Raw genomic sequence first — 22,782 nt, 5'->3', positions numbered from 1 at the left:
CGGGGCGCTGGGGGTTGTCTATCGCACGCCGTACAAACGGTTGACCACCTGGGTGATCGCGTTGCCGTGCGAGTCGACCGCGCTCACCTTGATGGACACGTGCCTGCCGGACGCGGCGGCGTTGTCGACGCTCGCCACCCAGGCGCCGTCCCGGAAGGCGACCGGCACCTCGCTCCAGGCGCTCTCGTCCTCGGCCCAGACCTTCTGGTCGTCGGTCGACACCCACGCCTTGACCGAGGCCATCGCACCGGCGTCGTAGTCGGGCTGACCGGTGACCGAGATCCTCACCGGGAACACCGCGTCAGGCGCCGCGGTGTTGCGCGAGTCCACCTCGGCGTCGTAGCCGACCACCAGGAACGGCAGCGCCACGACCTCCTCGCCCTGGGGGCGGGTGGTGGTGAAGCGGTAGGTCGTGGTGGTCATGGCGCCCTGGTCGCCGCCGTCGTAGGAGCCGAAACGCAGCTGGCGGCCGGTCAGCTCGTAGGTGCCGTCGGTGATCAGGAACTGGCCGAAGGGCCAGGCGCTGGTCTCCAGGACCTGGCCGTCCTTGCTGAGGGTCAGGTTGCCCGCGTCGCCGAAGTAGGCGCCGGCCCCGTAGTGGTCGGGGTCGGAGTCCTTCCACCGGGAGGTCGAGTAGCCGATCAGGTCACCCTGCCGCTCGGCGATGTGGTAGCCGGGGAACTGACCCGTCATGGAGGGCATGCGCAGCCACGTGGCGCCGCGCTTCTGGCCGGGCTCGTAGGTGCGCGGGATGTCGTACCAGGTCTCCCGCCACAGCGGGTGGCCGCCGCGATAGGCGATCTGCTCGAAGGTGACGTCAGGGCTGTAGAGCGACAGGCGCTTGCCCGGCACCGTGAAGTCCACGTCCCAGCCGCCGAACGAGTTGGCCGACCACGGACGGTGCACCGCCAGGTAGTCGCCCGCCGGCTCGTCGGCCTGTTTGCCGTACCAGGTCTCCTCGACGGCGGCCAGCCGGCTGTCGCGGACGGTGTGCGACTGGTCGCGGCCGACCCGGCCCTCGTCGATGAAGGCCAGGTTGTAGACGCCGCCGTCGAAGGTCGCGCGCAGGTACGCGCCCATCTCGAAGCCGCCCAGCCGGGCCCTGGTCGAGGAGGGCGCGGCGTAGAACTCGGTGATCGGGCCGGTCACGCCGCCGCCGGTCTGCCAGCGGTCCCACCAGCGGCCGTACTGCAGGACGCCGGAGGAGAGCGTGGAAGGCCGGTCGGTCTTCACCTGGATCGGCAGCGCCGTGCGGGCGTCGTAGACCAGGGTGGTGTCACGCTCCAGCTCGAGCTCGGGGTCGCCGAGGTAGGCCAGCGCGGGCGCGGTGTGGATCAGGGCGCTGACCGCGTAGCGGCCGACCGGCAGCTCGTAGACGGTCTCGGGGCTCCCGTCCACGTAGGCGCGGGTGGCGCGCTCCTCGTCCATGCCGACGACGTCGACGAAACTGATGCCCGTGGGGGCGTTGCCGTCGCGGCCGATCGTCTTGACGGTGAGCTTCACGATCTTCGGGGCCACCCAGAAGCCGACCGCCGTGGTGACGGTCACGCCCCCGCGGCCCGTGGCGACGACGCGGGCGCCGATCTCGCCGTAGGCCTCGTCGGCGAAACGGCCGTCGGGGTCGGCGGTGACCGGCACCGTGGCGGTGCCGCCCGCCGGAACGGTGATCGAGTGGCGGCCGAGCTTGAGCGAGTCGCGCGGGATCCTGGCGCCGTTCTTCCCGGCCAGGTCCTCGATCCTCAGCTGCAGCCTGACCTCGCGGTCACCGAGGTTGGTGTACACGAGCTCCTTGGTGGCGCGCTCGCCGTCGTCGTGCGGCCAGGCGAAGCTGCCCAGGTCGACGGTGCCCGGCCCCTGCACGCTCGCCGCGATGGCGCCGGGCACGGACAACTCGCCCGCGCCCTGCGCGTAGACGTGGTCCTTGGCGTTCGCCTTGACCCCGGAGACCAGGGCGGCCTTCACCTGCTGCGCCGTCCAGCCGGGGTGAGCCTGGCGCACCAGCGCCGCGGCGCCCGCGACGTGCGGCGACGCCATCGAGGTGCCCGACATCTTGAGATAGTGGATGCCGCCGACGCTGCCGTTGGCCGCGCCGACCGTCTCCACGCCGGGTGCGGCGATCTCCGGCTTGACCCGGTGGTCGCCCAGGACGGGGCCGCGGCTGGAGAAGCCCGCGGTCTCGCCCTTCGCGTCGACGGCGCCGACGGTCAGCACCCCGGCCGCGCAGCCGGGAGAGCTGACGGTCTCACGGGCGGCCGAGTTGCCCGCCGCGATGACGAACAGGCTCCTGCTCTGCTCGCTCAGCCGCTGCGCCGCCGCGCTCATCGGGTCGGTGCAGTCGGTGGGCTCCTGGCTGCCCAGGCTCATGTTGATCACATCGGCGCCCTGGGCGACGGCCCACTCCATGCCCGCGATGATCCACGACTCCTGGCCGCCGCCCCAGCTGTCGAGCACCCGGCCGACCAGCAGCTTCGCCCCGGGCGCCATGCCCTTGCGCGAGGCGTCGGCCGCGCCGGAGCCCAGAGCCGTCGAGGCCACATGGGTGCCGTGGCCGTCCCCGTCGGCGGCGGTGCCGCTGCCGGTGAAGTCCTCGGCGGCGGCGACCTGGCCCTTCAGATCCGGATGGCCGGGGTCGTAGCCGCTGTCCAGCACGGCGATCCTGGTGCCGGTGCCGTCGAAGCCCGCCTTCCACACCTGCTCGGCGCCGGTCTGGCCGACACCCGTGCCCGGGTCCAGATCGACGCCGGAGACACGGCCGTCGAGCCAGATCTTGGCCATCGACCTGGCGGCGGTCAGACCGTCGAACAACGCGCCCGCCGCCGTCTTCTTGACCTGCACCGCCGTGGCGCCTGAAGCACCCAGGGCCCGCGTCGTCACATCCGCGGAACGCGGCAGCGCCGCCGCCCCGTCCACGATCAGCGGCAGGGTGTCCCTGCGGGCGTCGTCGTAACCCTGGCGGATCAGGCCCGAGACGTTGAACAGGCGCTCGTCGAGCCGTCCCGCCGCGATCATCGCGGCGGCGCTCTGGGGCACCACATAGAGGTCGTCGCCGACCTGACGGGTGGCATAGGGCTCATCGGTGGCGAGGGTGACCGAGGTCTTGCCGCCGGCGCCGGTGCTGACCAGCGCGCGGTCGCCGGTGACCAGGGTGACGCTGGTCGCCGTGGTCGCCGTGGTCGCCGTGGTCGCCGTGGTCGCCGCGCCGGCAGGCCGGCTGCCCGCGACGGATCCCGCCGCACCGGCCGGGCCCGCCGTCGTGGACAGGACGGCGAGAGCCAGCGCTGACACGCCTAGGCGCGTCCGCAGGGACATGGGGTGCCTCCTGGGGGGAAGATCAGTGAACGCCCATACGCTCCCAGAAGGGGGCGGTGTCGCAGACAGGCACGCGGTGTCGAGAACCCGTCATGGCGGGATCTCGACAACGGTCACGACAGGCAGTGGAGGGGTAGGGTCACCTGGCGTGGTGTGCCGGGGCCGGTGGCTTCGTCACCATGCGCGTGCCCACTCGGGGGACGGGGTGGGGTCGGGCTCCAGGCCGTTGAGGTCGTGCGACCACGTCCGCTTCCAGACGCCGCGGTGTTCCAGGATCGCCACCTCCCCCTGCCGGGTCGCGACGAGGAGCCTGCCTCGCCCGTCCCAGTCCGCCCACCCGACGTCCTCCAGATCCACCCCGTCGAGCTCGTAGCGCACCAGCACCCCCTCGATGCTGTGACGGCCGAAGTCGACACCCCGGTGCTCCAGCACGAGCCGCTGGCCGCCCGGCCCCCGCCGCTCGACGGCCCGCCCGCCCCCGGGGACCGCCCGCCACCCCCTCCGGTGCTCGTTGTACAGGTCGGCATCACTCCATCGAGTGTCGACCGGCTCGATCTCCACTCGATGCGGATAGGCGCCGTGGAAAGGACGGCTGTCGACCGAGCCGGTGATGGTCAGCCTCCCGTCACGCCCGAAGTGGCAACCGGTCGTCCACGTGCCGAAGGTGTGCCAGGCGGCCAGCGCGGTCAGCCAGGGCGCCCTGGAGACGGCGAAGTAGGTGTGCCACGGATCCTCACCGTGCTTCAGCGCGAAGTACCCCAGCAGCCGCCCGTCGGGGGACAGCCCGCACCGGCGCGGGTAGAGCAACCCGTGAAACCACGCCCCCGGCTCGACCGCCGGCCGCTCCAGATCCCAGCGCAGCAGGTGCCACCACCCGCTCGGCCCCCGCCTCATGATCAACGCCACCGGCGCCTGGGCCGCGGGCAGCACATACAGGCGGGGCGCCGGCAGGGACCAAGGCGGCGGCGGTGGCGACATGCGGTGCGGCGAAGGCATGCGGACGCTCCGTGGCGCGTCGGTTCGATGTCATCGAGGCTACGCAGCGCGGCCGCGGCTCGGCAACGCCGTTATTTCCCGTAGACCGCTGTAGACGTTTTCTCCGCACCCGACCGACGGTAAATCCGCTGGTCGAAGCCTTTTCTTTCGGAGGTGAATTCCGAGTCGTTCAGAACGCGCGAGGAGAAACACCGGGAAAGAAATCCGGCTCCCCGAACCGATCACCGCCCGGCACGGGACCGGACGGCGGCCGAGGCGCCCGACTATCCTGGCCCGATGCCGAAGTACGCGGTCCTGGTGCGCGGGGTCAACCTCAAGCAGCACAACCGCCTGGTCATGGCGGAGTTCCGCGAGCTGCTGAAGGGTCTTGGCCATACGGCCGTGACCACCTACCTCAACAGCGGCAACGCGATCGTCGAGGCCCCCGAGACACGCACGGACCGCCTTGCCGGCGCCGTCCGCGCGGCACTCCTGGAGCAACTCGGCCTCGATGTGGGCGTCGTCGTACGCACCGGTCCCGAACTGGCCGCGGTGGTGGAGTCCAACCCGTTCCCGGTGGCCGATCCGGCCCTGCTGCGGGTGGCGTTCCTGTCGCACCAGCCGCGCATCGACCTGGACCGGGAGGCCGTGGCCCCCGAGGAGTTCCACCTGGGCGACAGGGTGCTCTACCTGAAGTACGGCGGTCATCCCCGTGGCAGCAAGCTCGGCCTCGTCGCCCGCGCCTGCCTGAGGGCCTCGCCCGAGCTCGTGATCACCGAGCGGAACTGGAACACCACGCTGGCCCTCGCCGACCGCGCCAACGTGAACACCTGACCGGCGCCGTCGACCCCGCATCCTGGAACGCCGTCACCCGCCATCGGCGTCGCTGTCACCCGCCGTCGCTGTCACCCGCCGTCGCCGTCACCCTCCATCGCCGTCACCCTCCATCGCCGTCACCCTCCATCGCCGTCAGGCGCTCAGCCCGGCCCGGCGCGACCAGTGCTCCCACAGCCGGGCGGCGACCTCGGGATCGGCCGCGGCGGGGGAGGGCGGGACGTCCTGCCCTCCCTCCAGGTAGCGCCCGGTCTCGCCGGAGCGCGCCAGGTCCACGGCGACCAGCGCCGACGCGCGCGGGCTCGCGGCCGATCCGTCGTCCGGCACCCCGCGGAACTCGTCGAGCAGCCGGGTGGCCATGACCCCCGGGCAGAAGGCGTTGGCCAGGACCGGTGTGCGCCTGGCCAGCTCCATCGTGAGGCTGATCAGCACGGCCTTGGTGTGCCGGTAGGTCTCCTGTCTGCCCTCGGGGACGGGCGCCTCCAGGTCGGGGACCTGCCGGTGGTTGGCCGCGGCCACGTTGACGACCATGCGGGCGGGCACCAGGCGTGACATCAGGAACGGTGCCAGCAGGTTGACGGTCACCGTGTGTTCGGCCGAGTCGGACACGACCGCGGCGTTGTTGACCAGGATGTCGGCTTTCAGCTCGCGCAGGGAGCCGAGCCGGGCCAGGTCCACCCGCGCCTCTTCGAGGCTCGCCTCGGGGACCCGCGAGCGCACGGCCGCCACGGCGTCCGCCGGTGTACGGCAGGCGAGGATCACGCGCGCTCCTGCGCGGGCGAACTCGGTGGCCATCGCCAGCCCGAGGCCGCGGCCGGCGCCGGTGATGAGGCAGGTCTGTCCGCTCAGCTCCATGCGCGACACTCTTCCACTTTGCAAACCCCTAGGGGGTATGTTACGTTCCTCCGCGTCACCCTGACATACCCCCTGGAGGTATAGAAATGTCAGCGAATCCCCGCCGCTGGTGGGCACTCGTGGTGCTCGCCATGGCTCAGTTCATGGTCATCATGGACACGTCGATCATCGGCGTGGCCCTGCCCGACATGCAGCGCGAGCTCGGCTTCACCCCCGAGGGCCTGCAGTGGGTCTTCAACGCCTACGTCGTCGCCTTCGGCGGCCTGCTGCTCCTGGGCGGGCGGTTGTCCGACCTGTTCGGCGCCCGCAAGATCTTCTCGACCGGCTGGCTGATCCTCATCGCCGGCTCGGTCGTCGCCGCCGCGGCCACCACCGCCTGGGTGGAGGTGCTGGGCAGGGGTATCCAGGGCGTCGGCGGCGCCCTCATCGCCCCGGCGGCCATGACCCTGCTCATGATGCTCTTCGGCCACAACCCGCGTGAGCTCGGCAAGGCCATGTCCCTCTACGGCGCCGCGGCACCCGCCGGCGGCACCGCGGGCGTCTTCCTGGGCGGCGTCATCACCGAATACCTGAGCTGGCCGTGGGTGTTCATCGTGTACATCCCCATCGGCGTCATCACGCTGCTGGCCGTACCCGCCCTGCTGCCCGCCACCCGGCGCGGCAGCGGCTCGGTCGACCTGCTCGGCGGCCTGTCGGCGACGGCCGGCATCACCCTCGTCGTGTACGCCATCGTGGCCGAGAGCTGGATCGCGGCGCTCGGCGGCGCGGCCCTGCTGGCGCTCTTCCTGCTGGTCCAGCGCACCGCCAAGTCCCCGATCATGCCGCTGGGCATCTGGCGCACCCCCGGCCTGGCCCCCGCCAACCTGGCGATGGCGCTGCTGGGCGCGGCCTGGATCCCGATGTGGTACTTCCTCAACCTCTACCTGCAGCAGACCCTGCACCTGGGCCAGTTCGCCAGCGGCGCGGCCCTGCTGCCGATGACCGTGGCCATCATGATCTTCATGGTCGGCATCACCGCCAAGCTGCTCGCCCGCCTCGGCGCCAAGCCGCTGATCGCCGGCGGCCTGCTCGTCCTCGCCGCGGGTGTGGCCTGGCTGTCGCTGGCCGGTCCCGGTGGCAGCTTCGCCGCCGACGTGCTGCCCGCCAGCCTGGTGGCGGCGGTGGGCATGTCGCTGGCCTACATCCCGGCGATGATGTCGGCGATGAGCGGGGTGCGGCCCGAGGAGGCGGGCCTGGCCTCCGGCATCGTCAACACCACCTACAACGTCGGCTCGGCGCTCGGCCTGGCCGTCATGACGGCCCTGGCCGCCGGCGGCACCTCGCCCTTCGTGGGGGCGGCCGTGGTGGCGCTGGGCGGCGCGGTCCTGGCGGGCGTCACGCTCACCGGAAAGAAGCAGGCCGCCGAAATACTCTAGGGGGGTAGGGTGTTGAACGGGATATGAAAGCCAAGCAGGACCACCACCGCAGGCTGCGCCGGATCGAAGGACAGGTGCGCGGCCTGCAGCGGATGGTCGAAGAGGACAAATACTGTATCGACATCCTCACCCAGGTCTCGGCCGCCAACAGCGCACTCCAGTCCTTCGCCCTGGCGCTGCTGGAGGAGCACCTGGCCCACTGCGTCGCCGAGGCGACGGCCAAAGGCGGGCCCGAGGCCGACGCGAAGGTCAAGGAGGCCACCGCGGCCATCGCCCGGCTCGTCCGCTCCTAATCCTCCTCCTCACCCAGCACCCGCTGGGCCACCGCGAAGGCCGCGTTGGCGGCGGGCACCCCGCAGTAGATCGCGCACTGCAGCAGCACCTCGCCGATCTCCTCAGGGGACAGCCCGTTCCGCCGCGCGGCCTTCACGTGCATCGCCAGCTCCTCCAGCCGGCCCCCGGCGACCAGCGCGGTCAGCGTGATCATGCTCCGCGAGCGCCGGTCGAGCCCGGGCCGCGTCCAGATCTCGCCCCACGCGTAACGGGTGATCAGGTCCTGGAAGTCCGCGGTGAACGCCGTGGTGCCCGCGACCGCCCGGTCGACGTGCGCCTCGCCCAGGACGGCACGGCGCACGGCCATCCCCGCCCGCGCCCCCAGATGCGTCAGCAGCGCCCCGGTCACGACGTCCGGCCGGTCGACGTTGGCCAGATGCGCGGCCTCGCGCACCTCCACCAGCGTCGCGCCCGCGATGCCGTCGGCCAGCTCCCTGCCGTGCGGCGGGGGAGTGGCCGGGTCGTCCCGCCCCGCCACCACCAGCGTCGGCACGGCGATCTTCCCCAGCTCCCGCCGGATGTCGTAGCCCGCCAGCGCCTCGCAGCAGGAGGCGTAGGAGCCGGGATCGGCGCCCGCCAGGTCGTCGAGCAGCTCCCGCACCGGCGCACCGGCGAACCAGCGTGCGCGCGAGGCCTCCAGCAGCACGGCCGTGCCGCGTTCGCGCACCAGCGCCGCGCGCTCGTGCCAGGCCGCGGGCTCCCCGAAACGGGCCGACGAGCAGATCATGGCCAGCGACCTGACCCGCCCGGGATGGTCCAGCGCCAGCCGGGCGCCGATCGCGCCGCCGATGGAGATGCCCGCGTAGTGGAAGCTCTCCCAGCCCAGCGAGTCGGCCAGCTCCAGCACCCGCCCGGCCAGCCCGGCCATGCCCCCGGCCTCGCCGGGAGCGCAGCCGCCGTGTCCCGGCAGGTCGAAGCGCGCCACCCGGTGCCGCCTGGCCAGCTCGCGGATCTGCGGCTCCCACACCCGCAGCGAGGTGCCGATCGACGGCCCCAGCATCAGCGGTTCCGCCTCGGGCGGGCCGTCGAGGCGGTGGTTGAGCAGGTTCACGATCTCTCCAGGGCCCGGTCCGCCAGGCTTCGTGCCACGCCGAGATAGTCCTCGGGATCGGCCAGCTCCTCGGGGAAGGGCTCGCCGCGCGTGATCAGTTCTTCGGCTCTCGTACGGCCCAGCACCGCCGACACCCGCTCCGAGACGACCAGGCCGCCGGTCAGCGCAAGGTTCTCCCGCATGCGCCCGGGGTGCACCCGCAGCCCTCCCGCCAGCTCGGCGGCGTCGGCGGCGGCGCCCTCGACCAGGCCGAGCGCCTGGGCCAGGGTCTGCCACTCGGCGTGCCAGGCCCCCGCCGGCCGTTCGTCCTCGGCGGCCATCGAGGCGTGCAGGGTCGCCGCCAGGTTCGGCACCTGCCTGGCGGCGGAGGCGATCCAGGTGGCCAGGACCGGGTTGTTCTTGTGCGGCATCGCCGAGGAGCCGCCGGTCGTGCCCTCGGCGAGCTCGCCGATCTCGGTGCGGGAGAGCACCAGCACGTCGGCGGCCAGCTTGCCCAGCGCGCCCGTCGTGAAGGCCAGCGCCGAGGCCAGGTCGGCGACGGGCGTGCGCAGCACGTGCCACGGCAGCGCGGGTGTCGCCAGCCCCAGCTCACGCGCGAACGCCTCCACGAGCCGCCCTTCGACCCCGCCACCTGCGCCACCGCCCGTGACGCCGCTCTCGCGCTCGGCCTGCTGCGCGTGGGCGCCGAAGGCCGCCATCGTCCCGGCCGCTCCGCCGAGCTGGGCGGGCAACGCCTGCCGTACGGCACGCAGCCGGTCACGGGCGTCCAGCACGAGCGAACGCCACCCGGCCGCCTTCAGCCCGAAGGTCGTGGGCACGGCGTGCTGGGTCAGCGTGCGCCCCGCCATGACGGTGTCGCGATGGGCCGCCGCCAGCCGCCGCAACGCGCCCGCCGTACGCTCGAGGTCGTCCAGCACCGAGCCGGTGACCCGGTGCGCCACCAGCATCAGCGCGCTGTCCAGGATGTCCTGGCTGGTCGCCCCCCGGTGCGCCCACGGGCCCGCCGCCGCCTTGAGCGCGGCGGCCAGCGGGATGACCGGGTTGCCGCTCGCCCTGGCCCGCTCGGCCAGGCCTGGCACCGACAGCCCCCGCGCGGCCTCCTCCACCGCCCGCACCGCCTCGGCGGGCGCCAGCCCGAGCGCCGCCCAGGCCCGCACCAGCGCGACCTCGGCGTCGAGCATCGCCCGCAGCACCACCGCGTCACCGACGGGCCGCGCGTGCGACAGCAGCTCACCCGAACTCAAGGAACACCGTCTCCCCTTCACCCTGCAGCCGGATGTCGAACCGGTACACCCCCGGCCGTTCCTCGGCGGCCAGCACCGTCGAGCGCCGCCCGGGCGGAATCCTGGCGTCGACCTCGTCTCGCAGGTAGGCCCTGGTGTAGAGGTGATGCCCCAGCCCGCGGGCGAAGACACAGATCGAGATGTACGGCAGCCCGGTGTCCGCGGTGCGCAGCACCCACCGGCCGGAGGCGTCGGTCGAGACGCGTCCCCAGCCGGTGAAGTCGACTCCGTGCCGCCCGGCGATCGCCCCGGTGACGGGGTCGCGCCGCATCGAACCGGGCAGCGGCCCGCCGGGCGTGGGCTGCCAGGTCTCCAGCAGCGCGTCGGGAACGGGTTCTCCCGCGCCGTCGTAGACGTAACCGTGCAGCACGATCCCGCCCAGCGCCACGTCTCCGCCGCCCGGGAACGGCAGCGCGTAGCCGTAGAAGGGGCCGACGGTCTGCGAGGGGGTCGGGTTCACTCGTGCTCCTCCTGCTCGAACAGGCCGGCGGACGGTCCGTCGAGCACGATGTCCCAGCGGTAGCCGAGCGACCACTCCGGCACCGACAGGTCGTGGTCGTAGGAGGCGATGAGCCGCTCGCGGGCCTTCGGGTCGAGCACCGCGTTGTAGATCGGGTCGAACGGGAAGAGCGGGTCGTTCGGGAAGTACATCTGGGTGACCAGCCGCTGGGCGAAAGCCGTACCGAACAGCGAGAAGTGGATGTGCGCCGGCCGCCAGGCGTTGCGGTGGTTGCGCCATGGATAGGCGCCGGGCTTGATCGTGGTGAAGGCGTAGCGGCCCTCGTCGTCGGTCAGGCAGCGGCCCACGCCGGTGAAGTTGGGGTCGAGCGGGGCGGGGTGGTCGTCGCGCTGGTGCGCGTAGCGGCCCGAGGCGTTGGCCTGCCAGACCTCGACGAGCTGGCCGCGCACCGGCCGCCCCGCGCGGTCGAGCACGCGGCCCGTGACGGTGATCCGCTCGCCCAGGGGCTCGCCGACGTGCTGGCGGGTCAGGTCGTTGTCGAGGGCGGTGACGTCGCTGACGCCGAAGACGGGCCCGGTCAGCTCGGCCGCCTCGGGGTCGTCGAGCGTCACCAGGGGCTGCTTGGGGTGGCGCAGGGCGCTGCTGCGGTAGGGGGCGAAGTCGCGGGCGGAGTGGTGCCGGGTGAGGCCCTCCCGCAGGTAGGCCTCGTGCAGCTCCGCGATCTGCGCGGAGATGCGTTCCTGCGTCATGAGGGGCTTCCCTACCTTTCCAGGACGATGGCCAGGCCCTGGCCGACACCGATGCACAGCGTGGCCAGGCCGGTGCCGGATCCCGCGGCGGCCAGCTGGTGGGCGACCGCTCCGGTCACGCGGGCGCCGGAGGCTCCCAGGGGGTGGCCGAGCGCGATGGCGCCGCCGCGCGGGTTGACGATGGAGGGGTCCAGGTCGGGCAGCTCGGCCAGGCAGCCCAGCACCTGGGCGGCGAAGGCCTCGTTGAGCTCGACGACCGACAGGTCGGAGAAGGTGCGCGACGCCTTGGCCAGGACGCGATTGACGGCCTCGACCGGGGCCAGGCCGAAGTACTGGGGTTCGATCTGGCTGACCGCGCTCGCGCTGATGCGCGCCAGCGGCTCGCGGCCGAGCCTGCGCACGCCCTCCTCGGAGGCGAGCAGCAGCGCGGCGGCGCCGTCGTTGAGAGGGGAGGAGTTGCCCGCGGTGACCGTTCCGCCCTGCTTGCGGAAGGCGGGCTTGAGCTTGGCGAGCGCCTCGAGCGAGGTGTCGGGCCTGATCGACTCGTCCTTGGTGACGCCGTCGATGGCCACGATCTCCGCGCCGAAGTCGGCCTTGGCGGCCTTGTGGTGGCTGGCCAGCGCGTAGGCGTCCTGGTCGGCGCGGGAGACGGCGTGCCTGTCGGCGATCAGCTCGGCGCCCTCGCCGAGCGGGACCGTCCACTCGGGGGCCATCCTGGGGTTGACGAGCCGCCAGCCGAGTGTGGTGGAGACGAGCTCCTGGGGTCCGGCGGGGAAGGCCCGGTCCGGTTTGGGCAGCACCCACGGGGCCCGCGTCATCGATTCGACCCCGCCCGCGATCACCGTGTCGGCGTCGCCCACGGCGATCGCGCGGTAGGCCTGGATGACCGCTTCCAGGCCGGAGCCGCACAGCCGGTTCACCGTCGCGCCGGGCACCGGCAGGCCGGCCAGCAGGGCGGCCATGCGGGCGACGTTGCGGTTGTCCTCGCCGGCGCCGTTGGCGTTGCCGAGGACGACGTCCTCGACCTCGGCGCCGGGGGAGCGCTCCAGGAGCGAGGTGATGACGTGCGCGGCCAGGTCGTCGGGCCGGACCGCGGCCAGGGCCCCGCCGTACTTGCCGATGGGCGTGCGTACCGCGTCGACGACGTAGACATCTGCCATGTCCCCGACGCTAGGGGCCCCGATCGGGACGAAGCACGCGAGTGCTTCCGCTGGGCGGAAGAGCGTGCTCAGGCCGCGAGCGGAGGAGCGTGCTCAGGCCGCGAGCGGAGGAGCGTGCTCAGGCGGCCAGCGGAGGGCGTGCCCAGGCCGCCAGTGGAAGAGCGTGCTCAGGCCGCCAGGGGAAGGGCGGCCAGGGAACGCCCGGCCTCGTGGGCGGCGCGGCGGGCCTCGGCGTGCACGTCGGCGGCCAGGTCGCGCAGCCCGTCGAGCGCCGGGTTGACGCCGACGAGGGTGAGCTCCCGCTCCACCACCGTCAGGTCGGCCTCCCAGAGGTCTGCGAGGATGCGCCGCAGGTAGGGCGTGGAGTGGTCCCAGCCCTCCTTGGGCGTGCCGGGGCCGTACCCTCCGCCGCGCACGGTGGCCAGGACGGTCGGCTTGCCCTTGAGCACCGGGACCCCGGCGCCCGCCCCGGTGATGACCAGGTCGATCCAGGACTTGAAGTTCTGCGCGACGCCGTAGTTGTACAGGGGTACGGCCAGCAGGACCGCGTCGGCCTCGGCCAGTTCCGAGGCGAGCCCGGCGGCCAGGTCGAGGGCCTGGCGCTGGGCGGGGGTGCGGTCGGGCTCGGGAACGAATCCCGCAGTCGTGGCCGACGCCCACGCGTCGGAGGGCAGCGGGTCGGTGCCGAGGTGGCGGCGGACGACCGGGTCGCCGGGACGCGCCGCGCTCCATTGGGCCTCCACGAGGTCGGCGAGCTCGGAGCTGGCGGAGCTGCCGGGAAGGATGCTGGCGTCCACGCGGAACAGGGTCATCGAAGGGCCTCCTCTGGGCGATGGGTTGTACGGTAAACGGACTTTACCCCGCTTGACCGAAACGGACTTTACCCCGTTTCTGTTCCTGGCGGTAGTCTGGACGGGTGGATCAAGCGGTCATCCCCCTAGGCAAACCCCAGCCCGAACGGGCCGACGCGGCTCGCAATCGCCGGCATCTGCTGGCCACGGCCCGGGAGATGGTGGCCGAGCTGGGCGTCGACAAGGTCACCATGGACCGCCTGGCGGAGCGGGCATGCCTGGGCAAGGGCACGGTGTTCCGCCGGTTCGGCACCCGCGCGGGCATCTTCCGCGCGCTGCTCGACGACGACGAGACGGCCTTCCAGCAGAGCGTGCTGTCAGGGCTCCCGCCGCTGGGGCCCGGCGCCGAGCCGGTCGAGCGGCTGATCGCCTACGGGCGCGCCAGGATCTGCTTCCTGTACGAACATCACGCGCTGGCACGCGCCGCGCTCGACGGCAACGAGCCGATCCCGGTCGGCGCCCGCAACGCCACGCAGCTGCACATCCGCATGCTCCTCGGTTGTGCCGCCCACGGCGCGGGGGAGGCGAGGCTGCGGGGTGCCGATCTCGACACCCTCGCGGTGCAGCTCACGGCCGCCCTCGAAGCTCCCATGCTGCTCTTCCTCACCGCTCCACGGCAGCGCGAGACGCCCGAGCTGATCAAGCGCATGGCCGACGGCTGGCAGGACCTCGTCGAGCGCGTCTGCGGGTGATTCATGGTTGCGTGCGGTATCACATTTGACTTCGCCATGTGTTAGCGCTAACAATACCTCGACATCCAGTTCGGGGAGGTTTCGGATGGGTAAAACGCCGGTGATGGCCGACGTGGCCAAGGAAGCGGGCGTCTCCCACCAGACCGTGTCGCGTGTCCTCAACGGTCATCCCAACGTGCGCGGCGAGACCCGCACCCGGGTGATGGCCGCGATCGACAAGCTCGGGTACCGCCGCAACCTCACCGCGAGGGCGCTGGCCACCCGCCGCTCGCGCACGCTGGGCGTGGTCAGCTTCGACACCACCCTGTACGGCCCGGCCAGCACGGTCTACGGCATCTCCCAGGCCGCCAGACAGGCGGGCTACTTCGTCAGCATCGTCAGCCTGAAGTCCATCGACCGCCAGCACGTCCGCGACGCCATGGCCTACCTGGGCGACCAGGGAGTGGACGGGATCGTGGTGGTCGCGCCGCAGCGCGCGGCGGCCGGGGTGCTGGCCGACCTGCCCCGTGGCGTTCCCGTCGTGGCCGTCCAGGGCGGTGGCGCCGACGGCGTGCCGCTGGTGCGCGTCGACCACTTCGAGGGCGGCCTGGCCGCCACCCGTCACCTACTGGAGCTGGGGCACCAGACCGTCTGGCACGTGCGCGGCCCGACCGGCTGGATCGAGGCCGAGGCCCGCGAGGAGGGCTGGCGCGCGGCGTTGTCCGCGGCCGGCCGCCGGATCCCCGAACCGCTGCAGGGTGACTGGAGCCCGGCCGCCGGTTACCGAGCCGGCCGGATCCTGGCCGAGGAGGGGGCGAGCGCCGTGTTCGTCTCCAACGACCAGATGGCCCTGGGCCTGCTCAGAGCCTTCACCGAGCTCGGTGTCGACGTGCCGGGCCGGGTGAGCATCGTCGGCTTCGACGACATCCCGGAGTCGGAGTACTTCTCGCCGCCGCTCACCACCATCAGGCAGGACTTCGCGGCGGTGGGGCGGGGCAGCATCGAGCAGCTGCTGCGCAGGATCGAAGGCGTCGAGACGCTGCCGCCTCTGGTCGTGCCGCCGGTCTTGGTGGTGCGCGGAAGCACCTCGGGGCGGTAGCTCGGAAGATCTACCCGAGATTTCTGTGAAGTTTCCGAAACATGTTGACTTTTGTCTGTGTTAGCGCAAACAATCCCAAAACGGAGTTTTCTTCCGTTTTGTGTGTCGCCGAGAGGATCAACCCATGAGACTAGGACGTATCGGCGGGCTCGTGTCCGTCCTTACGCTGGCCGCCACCCTGGCGGCCTGCGGGTCCAGCACCAAGACCGTCGACGCCCAGCCTTCGCAGGCCGCCGGCGGCGACACCGCGGCGGGCGCGCTCATCGGCGTGACCATGCCCACCAAGTCGTCCGAGCGGTGGATCCACGACGGTGACAACGTCAAGGCCGCCCTGGAGAAGCTCGGCTACAAGGTCGACCTGCAGTACGCCGAGAACGACATCCCCACCCAGGCCAACCAGATCGAGAACCAGATCACCAAGGGCGCCAAGCTCCTGATCATCGCCTCGATCGACGGCACCGCGATCACCTCGCAGCTGCAGCAGGCCGCCGACGCGAAGATCCCGGTCATCGCCTACGACCGCCTGATCCGCAACAGCCCGAACGTCGACTACTACGCCACCTTCGACAACTTCAAGGTCGGTGTGCAGCAGGCCACCTCGCTGCTGCAGGGCCTGGGCGTCGACAAGGGCGAGAAGGGCCCGTTCAACGTCGAGCTGTTCGGCGGCTCCCCCGACGACAACAACGCCACCTTCTTCTGGAACGGCGCCATGTCCGTGCTCCAGCCGAAGATCGACGACGGCACGCTGAAGGTCGCCTCCGGCCAGACCGACTTCAAGACCGCCGCGACCCTCCGCTGGGACCCGGCCACCGCGCAGAAGCGCATGGAGGACATCCTCACCAAGACCTACAGCGGCGGCGCCAAGGTCGACGGCGTGCTCTCGCCGTACGACGGCCTGTCCATCGGCATCCTGTCCGCGCTGAAGTCCAACGGCTACGGCACCAGCGGCCAGCCGTACCCGGTCGTGACCGGCCAGGACGCCGAGCTCGCCTCGGTCAAGTCGATCGTCGCCGGTGAGCAGTACTCCACGATCTTCAAGGACACCCGCAAGCTCGCCGAGGCCACCGTCACGATGGCCGACGCCGTGCTCAAGGGCGGCAAGCCCGAGGTGAACAACACCACCGACTACGACAACGGCAACAAGGTCGTCCCCTCCTACCTGCTGGAGTCGGTCGTCGTCGACAAGACCAACTACGAGGACGTCATCGTCGGCGGCGGCTACTACACCGCCGACCAGCTCAAGTAAGGGTCTTGGCCCCGGAGGCGCACGAGCCTCCGGGGCCTTCACTGGCGAGGGCGAGAACATGAGCGACAACATCCTGCGGATGAGCGGGATCACCAAGACCTTCCCCGGGGTCAAGGCTCTGCGTGACGTGACCCTGTCGGTACGGCGGGGCGAGATCCACGCCATCTGCGGCGAGAACGGCGCCGGCAAGTCGACGCTGATGAAGGTGCTGTCGGGCGTCTACCCGCACGGCGACTTCGAGGGCTCGATCGAGTTCGACGGGCAGCCCGTGGAGTTTCGCGGCATCCGCGACAGCGAGCACGCCGGCATCGTCATCATCCACCAGGAGCTGGCGCTGAGCCCCCAGCTGTCGGTGGCCGAGAACATCTTCCTCGGCAACGAGCGGGCCAGGCGCGGCCTCATCGACTGGAACCGGACCAACTACGAGGCCGGCGAGCTGATGAAGCGCGTGGGCCTGCGCGACAATCCCACCCGCCAGGTCAGCGACCTGGGCGTGGGCAAGCAGCAGCTGGTCGAGATCGCCAAGGCGCTGTCGAAGAACGTCAAGCTGCTGATCCTCGACGAGCCGACCGCCGCGCTCAACGACGACGACTCCGCCCACCTGCTCGACCTGCTGCGCGGCCTGCGTGACGAGGGCATCACCTGCGTGATCATCTCGCACAAGCTCAACGAGGTCATCTCGATCGCCGACAACGTGACGATCATCCGCGACGGCCAGACGATCGAGACCCTGGACCGGCAGGACCTCACCGAGGACCGCATCATCGCGGGCATGGTCGGCCGGGCCCTGGACAACCGATTCCCGCCGCACGAGCCGACGATCGGCGAAGAGGTGCTGCGGATCGAGGACTGGACCGTCCACAGCCCCGCCCAGCCGGAACGCAAGGTCGTCGACGGAGCCTCGCTCACCCTGCGCAGGGGAGAGATCGTGGGCCTGGCCGGCCTCATGGGCGCCGGCCGTACGGAACTCGCGATGAGCGTCTTCGGCCGCGCCTACGGCGTGAACATCTCCGGCTCGATCTACAAGGACGGCGTCCGCATCGAGCCGAAGAGCGTCGGCGAGGCCATCGAGCACGGCCTGGCCTACGCCACCGAGGACCGCAAACGGTACGGGCTCAACCTCATCGAGGACATCAAGACCAACATCACCGCCGCCTCGCTCAAGGGCCTCTGGGTCGACGAGGCGGAGGAGTACAGGGTCGCCGAGGGTTTCCGCAAGAGCATGAACATCAAGGCCCCCGGAGTCGCCAGCGTGGTGGGCAAGCTCAGCGGCGGCAACCAGCAGAAGGTGGTGCTGTCGAAGTGGATCCTCACCGAGCCTGACGTGCTCATCCTCGACGAACCCACGCGCGGCATCGACGTCGGCGCCAAGTACGAGATCTACACGATCATCAACCAGCTCGCCGACCAGGGCAAAGCCGTCCTGGTGATCTCTTCGGAGCTCCCCGAGCTGCTGGGCCTGTGCGACCGCATCTACACCCTCGCCGAAGGGCGCATCACAGGTGAGCTCTCCGGCCGCGAGGCCACCCAGGAGAGCCTCATGCACCTCATGACCAAGGGAAACCCTCGATGACCACCACGACCGCCCCCGCCAAGCAGGAGGCCGCCGCACCGGGCAGGCGCAGGTTCTCGCTGAACCTGCGCTCCAGCGGCATCTACATCGCGTTCGCGCTGATCGTCCTGCTGTTCTCGGTGCTGACCGACGGCGCCCTGCTGCAGCCGCAGAACATCTCCAACATCATCGTCCAGAACAGCTACGTGCTGATCCTGGCGATCGGCATGATCCTGATCATCATCGCCGGGCACATCGACCTGTCGGTCGGCTCGGTGGTCGCCGTGACGGGCGCGCTGGCCGCGGTCCTCATGGTCAACATGGGCCTCGCCTGGCCGCTCGCCCTGGGCATCACCCTCGTCGCCGGCGGCCTGATCGGCGCCTGGCAGGGCTTCTGGGTCGCCTACTTCGGCATCCCGGCCTTCATCGTGACGCTCGCCGGCATGCTGCTGTTCCGCGCGCTCACCATGACCGTCCTGGGCAACCAGGGCATCGGCCCGTTCCCCGACGAGGTCCGCACCCTGGCCAACGGCTTCACCGACGGCTACCTGGGCAACATCGGCCTCGGGCCGCTCGGCGGCGCCGACCTGTTCAGCCTCATCGTCGGCCTGCTCGCGATCGCCGGCATGGCCGCCTCCCAGTGGAAGGCGCGCAAGGGCCGCCTCGGCTACGGCCAGGCGGTCGAGCCGATCGCCCTGTTCACCGGCAAGCTGGTCGTCGGAGCGGTGCTCATCCTCTTCCTCGTCGTGCAGCTGGCCCGCTTCAAGAACCTGCCGTGGGTGCTGGTGCTGCTGGCCGCCCTGGTGCTCGGCTACTCCGTGCTGGCGGGCCGTACCGTCTTCGGCCGCCGCATCTACGCCATCGGCGGCAACATGCAGGCCGCCGTGCTCTCCGGCGTCAAGGTCAAGAGCGTCGTCTTCTGGCTGTTCGTCAACATGGGCGTGCTGTCGGCCATCGCCGGCATCATCTTCGCCGGCCGCCTCAACCAGGCCGGGCCGACCGCGGGCAACAGCTTCGAGCTCGACGCCATCGCCGCGGCCTTCATCGGCGGCGCCGCCGTCCAGGGCGGCGTCGGCAAGGTCGTGGGCGCCATCACCGGCGGCCTGATCATGGCGGTCATCAACAACGGCATGTCGCTCATCGGCTCGCCGAGCGAGCGCGTGATGCTCGTCAAGGGCGCCGTGCTGCTCGCGGCCGTCGCCTTCGACGTCTGGACCAAGCGTCGCTCCGGCGCGGGGCGGTGACCCCGATGCACGTCGTAGGCGTCGACTACGGGACACTGTCCGGCCGCGCCGTCGTGGTGCGCGTCTCGGACGGAGCGGAACTGGGCAGCGCGGTGCATGCCTACTCCCGCGGAGTGATCGAGGAGGGTCTTCCTCCCGACTGGGCGTTGCAGTCGCCCCACGACTGGATCGAGGTGCTCAAGACCGCCGTGCCGGAGGCGATCGCCGCCGCGGGCGTGGATCCGGCCTCCGTGATCGGGATCGGCACCGATTTCACCGCGTGCACCATCCTGCCCACCACCGCCGAGGGTGAGCCGTTGTGTGTCGCCGAGCCGGATCGGCCGCACGCGTGGCCGAAGTTGTGGAAGCATCACGCCGCTCAGGCGCACGCCGACCGGATCAACGCGCTGGCCGCTGCCCGGGGTGAGGCGTGGTTGCCGCGCTACGGCGGGAAGATCTCGGCGGAGTGGGCGTTCGCCAAGGGCCTGCAGCTGCTCGAAGAAGACCCGCAGCTGTATGGCAGGGCTGAGCGGTGGATCGAGGCGGCCGACTGGATCGTCTGGCAGCTGACGGGGGTGGAGTCACGCAATGTGTGCACCGCCGGTTACAAGGAGATCTTCCAGGACGGCCGCTACCCGTCGCGGGAGTTCCTGGCGGCGCTCAACCCCGGCTTCGAGGGGTTCGTGGACAAGCTGGCCACCGCGCCGCTCGCGCCGCTGGGCGGGCTGGCCGGGCGGCTGAGTGCTCGGGCGGCGGCGTGGACCGGGCTGGCGGAGGGGATCGCGGTCGCGGTCGGCAACGTGGATGCGCATGTGACCTCGGCGGCGGCCGATGCGGTGCGGCCGGGGCAGATGGTGGCGATCATGGGGACGTCGACCTGTCATGTGATGCCGTCGGATCGGCTGGCCGAGGTGCCGGGCATGTGCGGGGTGGTGGCCGACGGGATCGTGCCGGGCCTGTGGGGTTATGAGGCGGGCCAGTCGGGGGTGGGTGACATCTTCGGCTGGTGGGTCGAGCAGGTCGGCCGTACCCACGAGGAGCTGACCGAACTGGCGGCTGGGCAGCGGGTGGGTGAGCACGGGCTGGTGGCGCTGGACTGGCACAACGGTAACCGTTCGGTGCTGGTCGACCATCACCTGTCCGGGGTGGTCGTGGGTCAGACGCTGGCGACCCGGCCGGAGGAGGTGTATCGGGCGTTGGTCGAGGCGACCGCGTTCGGTGCTCGGGTGATCGTGGAGGCGTTCGAGGCGGCCGGGGTGGCGGTGGAGGAGTTCATCGTGGCCGGCGGGTTGTTGAAGAACGCGTTCTTGATGCAGATCTACGCCGATGTGCTGCGTCGTCCGTTGTCGGTGATCGGTTCCGATCAGGGCCCGGCGCTGGGTTCGGCGATCCACGCCGCGGTGGCGGCGGGCGCGTATGCGGATATTCAGCAGGCCTCGAAGGCGATGGGCAAGCGGGTCGAGAAGGCTTACGTGCCCGATGAACGCAACGCCGATGCCTATGACCAGTTGTATGCCGTCTACCGCGATCTGCATGACACCTTCGCCGATGGCAGGGTGTTGCACGGGTTGCGGGCGTTGAGGGACCGCGCATGAGGAAGATCGTCTGTGACTTGCACGCCGAGCTGGTGCGTAACCATCTGGTGGCGTGGACGGCGGGGAATGTGTCGGGCCGGATCCCGGGCGAGGACCTGTTCGTGATCAAGCCGTCCGGGGTGTCCTACGACGAGCTCACCCCCGAGGCGATGGTCGTCTGCGACTTGGACGGCAACCTGGTGGAGGGTGAGCATGCCCCGTCCAGTGACACCGCCGCGCACGCCTACGTTTACCGGCACATGCCGCAGGTGGGTGGGGTGGTGCACACCCATTCCACCTACGCTTCGGCGTGGGCGGCCCGGGATGAGGCGATTCCGTGTGTGCTGACCGCGATGGCCGATGAGTTCGGCGGGGAGATCCCGGTGGGGCCGTTCGCGTTGATCGGTGACGATTCGATCGGTCAGGGCATCGTGGCCACGCTGAAGGGTCATCGTTCGCCGGCGGTGTTGATGAGGAATCACGGCGTGTTCACCATCGGCGCCACCCCGCGGGCGGCGGTGAAGGCGGCGGTGATGTGTGAGGACGTGGCCCGTACCGTGCACATCTCGCGTCAGCTGGGTGAGCCGTTGCCGATCGCGCGGGCTGATGTCGACCGGCTGTATGACCGTTACCAGAACGTGTATGGACAAAGGAGCCCCCGATGAGCATCTGGTTCCTGACCGGCAGCCAGCATCTGTATGGCGAGGAGACTCTCGCGCAGGTGGCTGAGCAGTCGCAGGCGATCGCTTCTGCGTTGCCGGTGGCGGTGGAGTGGAGGCCGGTGCTGACGGATGCGGCGGCGATCCGGCGGGTGATGCTGGAGGCCAACGCCGATGACGCGTGTACGGGGGTGATTGCGTGGATGCACACCTTCTCCCCGGCGAAGATGTGGATCGCGGGGTTGGATGCGTTGCGTAAGCCGTTGCTGCATCTGCATACGCAGGCCAATGTCGAGTTGCCGTGGGCGTCGATCGACATGGATTTCATGAATTTGAACCAGGCCGCGCATGGTGATCGTGAGTTCGGGTTCATTCAGACGCGGTTGGGGGTGGCGCGCAAGACGGTCGCCGGACACGTCAGCGACCCGGCGGTCGACACCCGCATCGCCGCCTGGGCCCGCGCCGCGACCGGCCTGGCCGAACTGCGCTCGCTCAAGGTCGCCCGCTTCGGCGACAACATGCGCGATGTGGCCGTGACCGAGGGCGACAAGGTCGAGGCGCAGCTGCGGTTCGGGGTCTCGGTCAACACCTACGGCGTCAACGACCTGGTCGAAGCCGTCGACGGTGTCCTCGACAGCGAGATCGACACCCTCGTGAAGGTGTACGCCGACCAGTACCGTGTCGCGCCGGAGCTGCTCGGCGACCGGCGCGAGTCGCTGCGCTACGCCGCCCGCATCGAGATCGGCCTGCGCGGATTCCTGGAATCGGGCGGGTTCAAGGCGTTCACCACCAACTTCGAGGACCTCGGCGGACTGCGCCAGTTGCCCGGCCTGGCCGTGCAGCGGCTGATGGCCGACGGCTACGGCTTCGGTGGCGAGGGCGACTGGAAGACCTCGGTCCTGGTGCGCACCCTCAAGGCGATGGTGCCGGGCGGCGCGACCAGCTTCATGGAGGACTACACCTACCATCTGGTGCCCGGCGAGCAGCTGATCCTGGGCGCGCACATGCTGGAGGTCTGCCCGTCGATCGCGGCCGGTACCCCGTCGTGCGAGATCCACCCGCTGGGCATCGGCAACCGTGAGGACCCGGTCCGTCTGGTCTTCGACGCCGCCCAGGGTCCTGGCGTGGTGGTCGGGCTGGCCGATCTGGGCGACCGGTTCCGGCTGGTGGCCAACGAGGTCGATCTGGTGGCGCCGTTGCGGCCGCTGCCGAACCTGCCCGTCGCCCGCGCCGTGTGGAAGCCGCGCCCGTCGCTGCCCGTCTCCACCGAGTCGTGGCTGACCGCCGGCGGCCCGCACCACACGGTCCTGTCCAGGTCGGTGGGCGTCGAGGAGCTGAACGACCTGGCGGAGATGCTGGGCGTCGAGCTGGTCGTCATCGACCGCGACACCACGCCGCGCCAGTTCGCCAAGGAGCTGCGCTGGAACCAGGCCTACTACCGCCTGGCCGGAGGCCTCTGAGGATTTGCATCATACACATGACG

At 70.9% G+C, this 22,782-nt stretch carries 20 protein-coding genes; 11 read left to right on the top strand and 9 right to left on the bottom strand.

All coding sequences use genetic code 11. From position 1 onward, the window contains the following. Positions 1-18 precede the first annotated feature (18 nt). Positions 19-3,309 carry a S8 family peptidase gene (locus HNR30_RS39450; RefSeq protein ID WP_181615294.1) on the bottom strand — a complete coding sequence of 1,097 codons (3,291 nt, stop codon included), beginning with the start codon at positions 3,307-3,309 and terminating at the stop codon, positions 19-21. Positions 3,310-3,483: 174 nt separating this feature from the next. After that, positions 3,484-4,305, bottom strand: coding sequence for a hypothetical protein (locus HNR30_RS39445; RefSeq protein ID WP_220134543.1), 822 nt, complete (start codon positions 4,303-4,305; stop codon positions 3,484-3,486). A gap of 276 nt (positions 4,306-4,581) precedes the next feature. Here HNR30_RS39445 and HNR30_RS39440 point away from each other — a divergent pair, with 276 nt between their 5' ends. Then, positions 4,582-5,118, top strand: coding sequence for a DUF1697 domain-containing protein (locus HNR30_RS39440; protein ID WP_181615293.1), 537 nt, complete (start codon positions 4,582-4,584; stop codon positions 5,116-5,118). A 135-nt stretch (positions 5,119-5,253) separates the two neighbouring features. On the opposite strand, the gene HNR30_RS39435 is transcribed toward HNR30_RS39440, so the two are convergent. Next, positions 5,254-5,973, bottom strand: coding sequence for an SDR family NAD(P)-dependent oxidoreductase (locus HNR30_RS39435; RefSeq protein WP_181615292.1), 720 nt, complete (start codon positions 5,971-5,973; stop codon positions 5,254-5,256). 86 nt (positions 5,974-6,059) lie between these two features. Between HNR30_RS39435 and HNR30_RS39430 the strand changes: the two genes are divergently transcribed. Together HNR30_RS39430 and HNR30_RS39425 are read left to right on the top strand one after the other, a co-directional pair. After that, positions 6,060-7,388 carry an MFS transporter gene (locus HNR30_RS39430; protein ID WP_181615291.1) on the top strand — a complete coding sequence of 443 codons (1,329 nt, stop codon included), beginning with the start codon at positions 6,060-6,062 and terminating at the stop codon, positions 7,386-7,388. A gap of 23 nt (positions 7,389-7,411) precedes the next feature. After that, positions 7,412-7,681, top strand: a complete 270-nt coding sequence (locus tag HNR30_RS39425) for a metal-sensitive transcriptional regulator (RefSeq protein WP_181615290.1) — start codon at positions 7,412-7,414, stop codon at positions 7,679-7,681. Here the strand turns inward: HNR30_RS39425 and pcaDC are convergent. The 6 genes from pcaDC to HNR30_RS39395 form a co-directional block, all read right to left on the bottom strand. Beyond that, on the bottom strand, positions 7,678-8,766 hold the full coding sequence (pcaDC, locus tag HNR30_RS39420) for a bifunctional 3-oxoadipate enol-lactonase/4-carboxymuconolactone decarboxylase PcaDC (protein WP_246380147.1): 1,089 nt from the start codon (positions 8,764-8,766) through the stop codon (positions 7,678-7,680). The two genes, HNR30_RS39425 and pcaDC, sit on opposite strands and share 4 nt — an antisense overlap. 2 nt (positions 8,767-8,768) lie before the next feature. After that, positions 8,769-10,016 carry a lyase family protein gene (locus tag HNR30_RS39415; RefSeq protein WP_246380122.1) on the bottom strand — a complete coding sequence of 416 codons (1,248 nt, stop codon included), beginning with the start codon at positions 10,014-10,016 and terminating at the stop codon, positions 8,769-8,771. After that, positions 10,003-10,515 carry a peptidase associated/transthyretin-like domain-containing protein gene (locus HNR30_RS39410; protein ID WP_181615289.1) on the bottom strand — a complete coding sequence of 171 codons (513 nt, stop codon included), beginning with the start codon at positions 10,513-10,515 and terminating at the stop codon, positions 10,003-10,005. The genes HNR30_RS39415 and HNR30_RS39410 overlap by 14 nt, the downstream gene beginning before the upstream one ends. After that, positions 10,512-11,264: a protocatechuate 3,4-dioxygenase subunit beta gene (pcaH, locus tag HNR30_RS39405; protein ID WP_181615288.1), complete on the bottom strand. Its 753-nt coding sequence runs from the start codon at positions 11,262-11,264 to the stop codon at positions 10,512-10,514. The genes HNR30_RS39410 and pcaH overlap by 4 nt, the downstream gene beginning before the upstream one ends. An 11-nt stretch (positions 11,265-11,275) precedes the next feature. Further along, positions 11,276-12,424, bottom strand: a complete 1,149-nt coding sequence (locus HNR30_RS39400; RefSeq protein ID WP_181615287.1) for a thiolase family protein — start codon at positions 12,422-12,424, stop codon at positions 11,276-11,278. A 167-nt stretch (positions 12,425-12,591) separates the two neighbouring features. Continuing rightward, the gene (locus HNR30_RS39395) at positions 12,592-13,236 is read right to left on the bottom strand and encodes an FMN-dependent NADH-azoreductase (protein ID WP_181615286.1); all 645 of its coding nucleotides are present in this window, start codon (positions 13,234-13,236) and stop codon (positions 12,592-12,594) included. A 104-nt stretch (positions 13,237-13,340) separates the two neighbouring features. Here HNR30_RS39395 and HNR30_RS39390 point away from each other — a divergent pair, with 104 nt between their 5' ends. From HNR30_RS39390 to araA, 8 genes are all read left to right on the top strand, one after another. After that, positions 13,341-13,967 carry a TetR/AcrR family transcriptional regulator gene (locus HNR30_RS39390; RefSeq protein WP_312894977.1) on the top strand — a complete coding sequence of 209 codons (627 nt, stop codon included), beginning with the start codon at positions 13,341-13,343 and terminating at the stop codon, positions 13,965-13,967. Between the two features lie 85 nt (positions 13,968-14,052). Continuing rightward, positions 14,053-15,045 (top strand): LacI family DNA-binding transcriptional regulator, encoded by a 993-nt coding sequence (locus HNR30_RS39385; RefSeq protein ID WP_246380121.1) that lies wholly within the window; start codon positions 14,053-14,055, stop codon positions 15,043-15,045. Between the two features lie 124 nt (positions 15,046-15,169). Further along, complete coding sequence (gene chvE, locus HNR30_RS39380) at positions 15,170-16,291, top strand: multiple monosaccharide ABC transporter substrate-binding protein (protein ID WP_181615285.1); 1,122 nt, start codon at positions 15,170-15,172, stop codon at positions 16,289-16,291. A gap of 58 nt (positions 16,292-16,349) precedes the next feature. Next, positions 16,350-17,864 carry a multiple monosaccharide ABC transporter ATP-binding protein gene (gene mmsA / locus HNR30_RS39375; RefSeq protein WP_181615284.1) on the top strand — a complete coding sequence of 505 codons (1,515 nt, stop codon included), beginning with the start codon at positions 16,350-16,352 and terminating at the stop codon, positions 17,862-17,864. Beyond that, on the top strand, positions 17,861-19,087 hold the full coding sequence (mmsB, locus tag HNR30_RS39370) for a multiple monosaccharide ABC transporter permease (RefSeq protein ID WP_181615283.1): 1,227 nt from the start codon (positions 17,861-17,863) through the stop codon (positions 19,085-19,087). The genes mmsA and mmsB overlap by 4 nt, the downstream gene beginning before the upstream one ends. Before the next feature lie 5 nt (positions 19,088-19,092). Next, complete coding sequence (gene araB / locus HNR30_RS39365; RefSeq protein ID WP_181615282.1) at positions 19,093-20,661, top strand: ribulokinase; 1,569 nt, start codon at positions 19,093-19,095, stop codon at positions 20,659-20,661. Beyond that, entirely contained in the window at positions 20,658-21,305 is a 648-nt protein-coding gene (locus tag HNR30_RS39360) for an L-ribulose-5-phosphate 4-epimerase (RefSeq protein WP_181615281.1), read from the top strand. The genes araB and HNR30_RS39360 overlap by 4 nt, the downstream gene beginning before the upstream one ends. Beyond that, entirely contained in the window at positions 21,302-22,759 is a 1,458-nt protein-coding gene (gene araA / locus HNR30_RS39355; protein WP_181615280.1) for an L-arabinose isomerase, read from the top strand. The genes HNR30_RS39360 and araA overlap by 4 nt, the downstream gene beginning before the upstream one ends. Positions 22,760-22,782: the final 23 nt, after the last annotated feature.

Origin of the sequence: Nonomuraea soli (genome assembly GCF_013761175.1) — a bacterium.
Taxonomy (GTDB): domain Bacteria; phylum Actinomycetota; class Actinomycetes; order Streptosporangiales; family Streptosporangiaceae; genus Nonomuraea; species Nonomuraea soli.
This window is presented reverse-complemented; position numbering and strand designations above follow the sequence as displayed.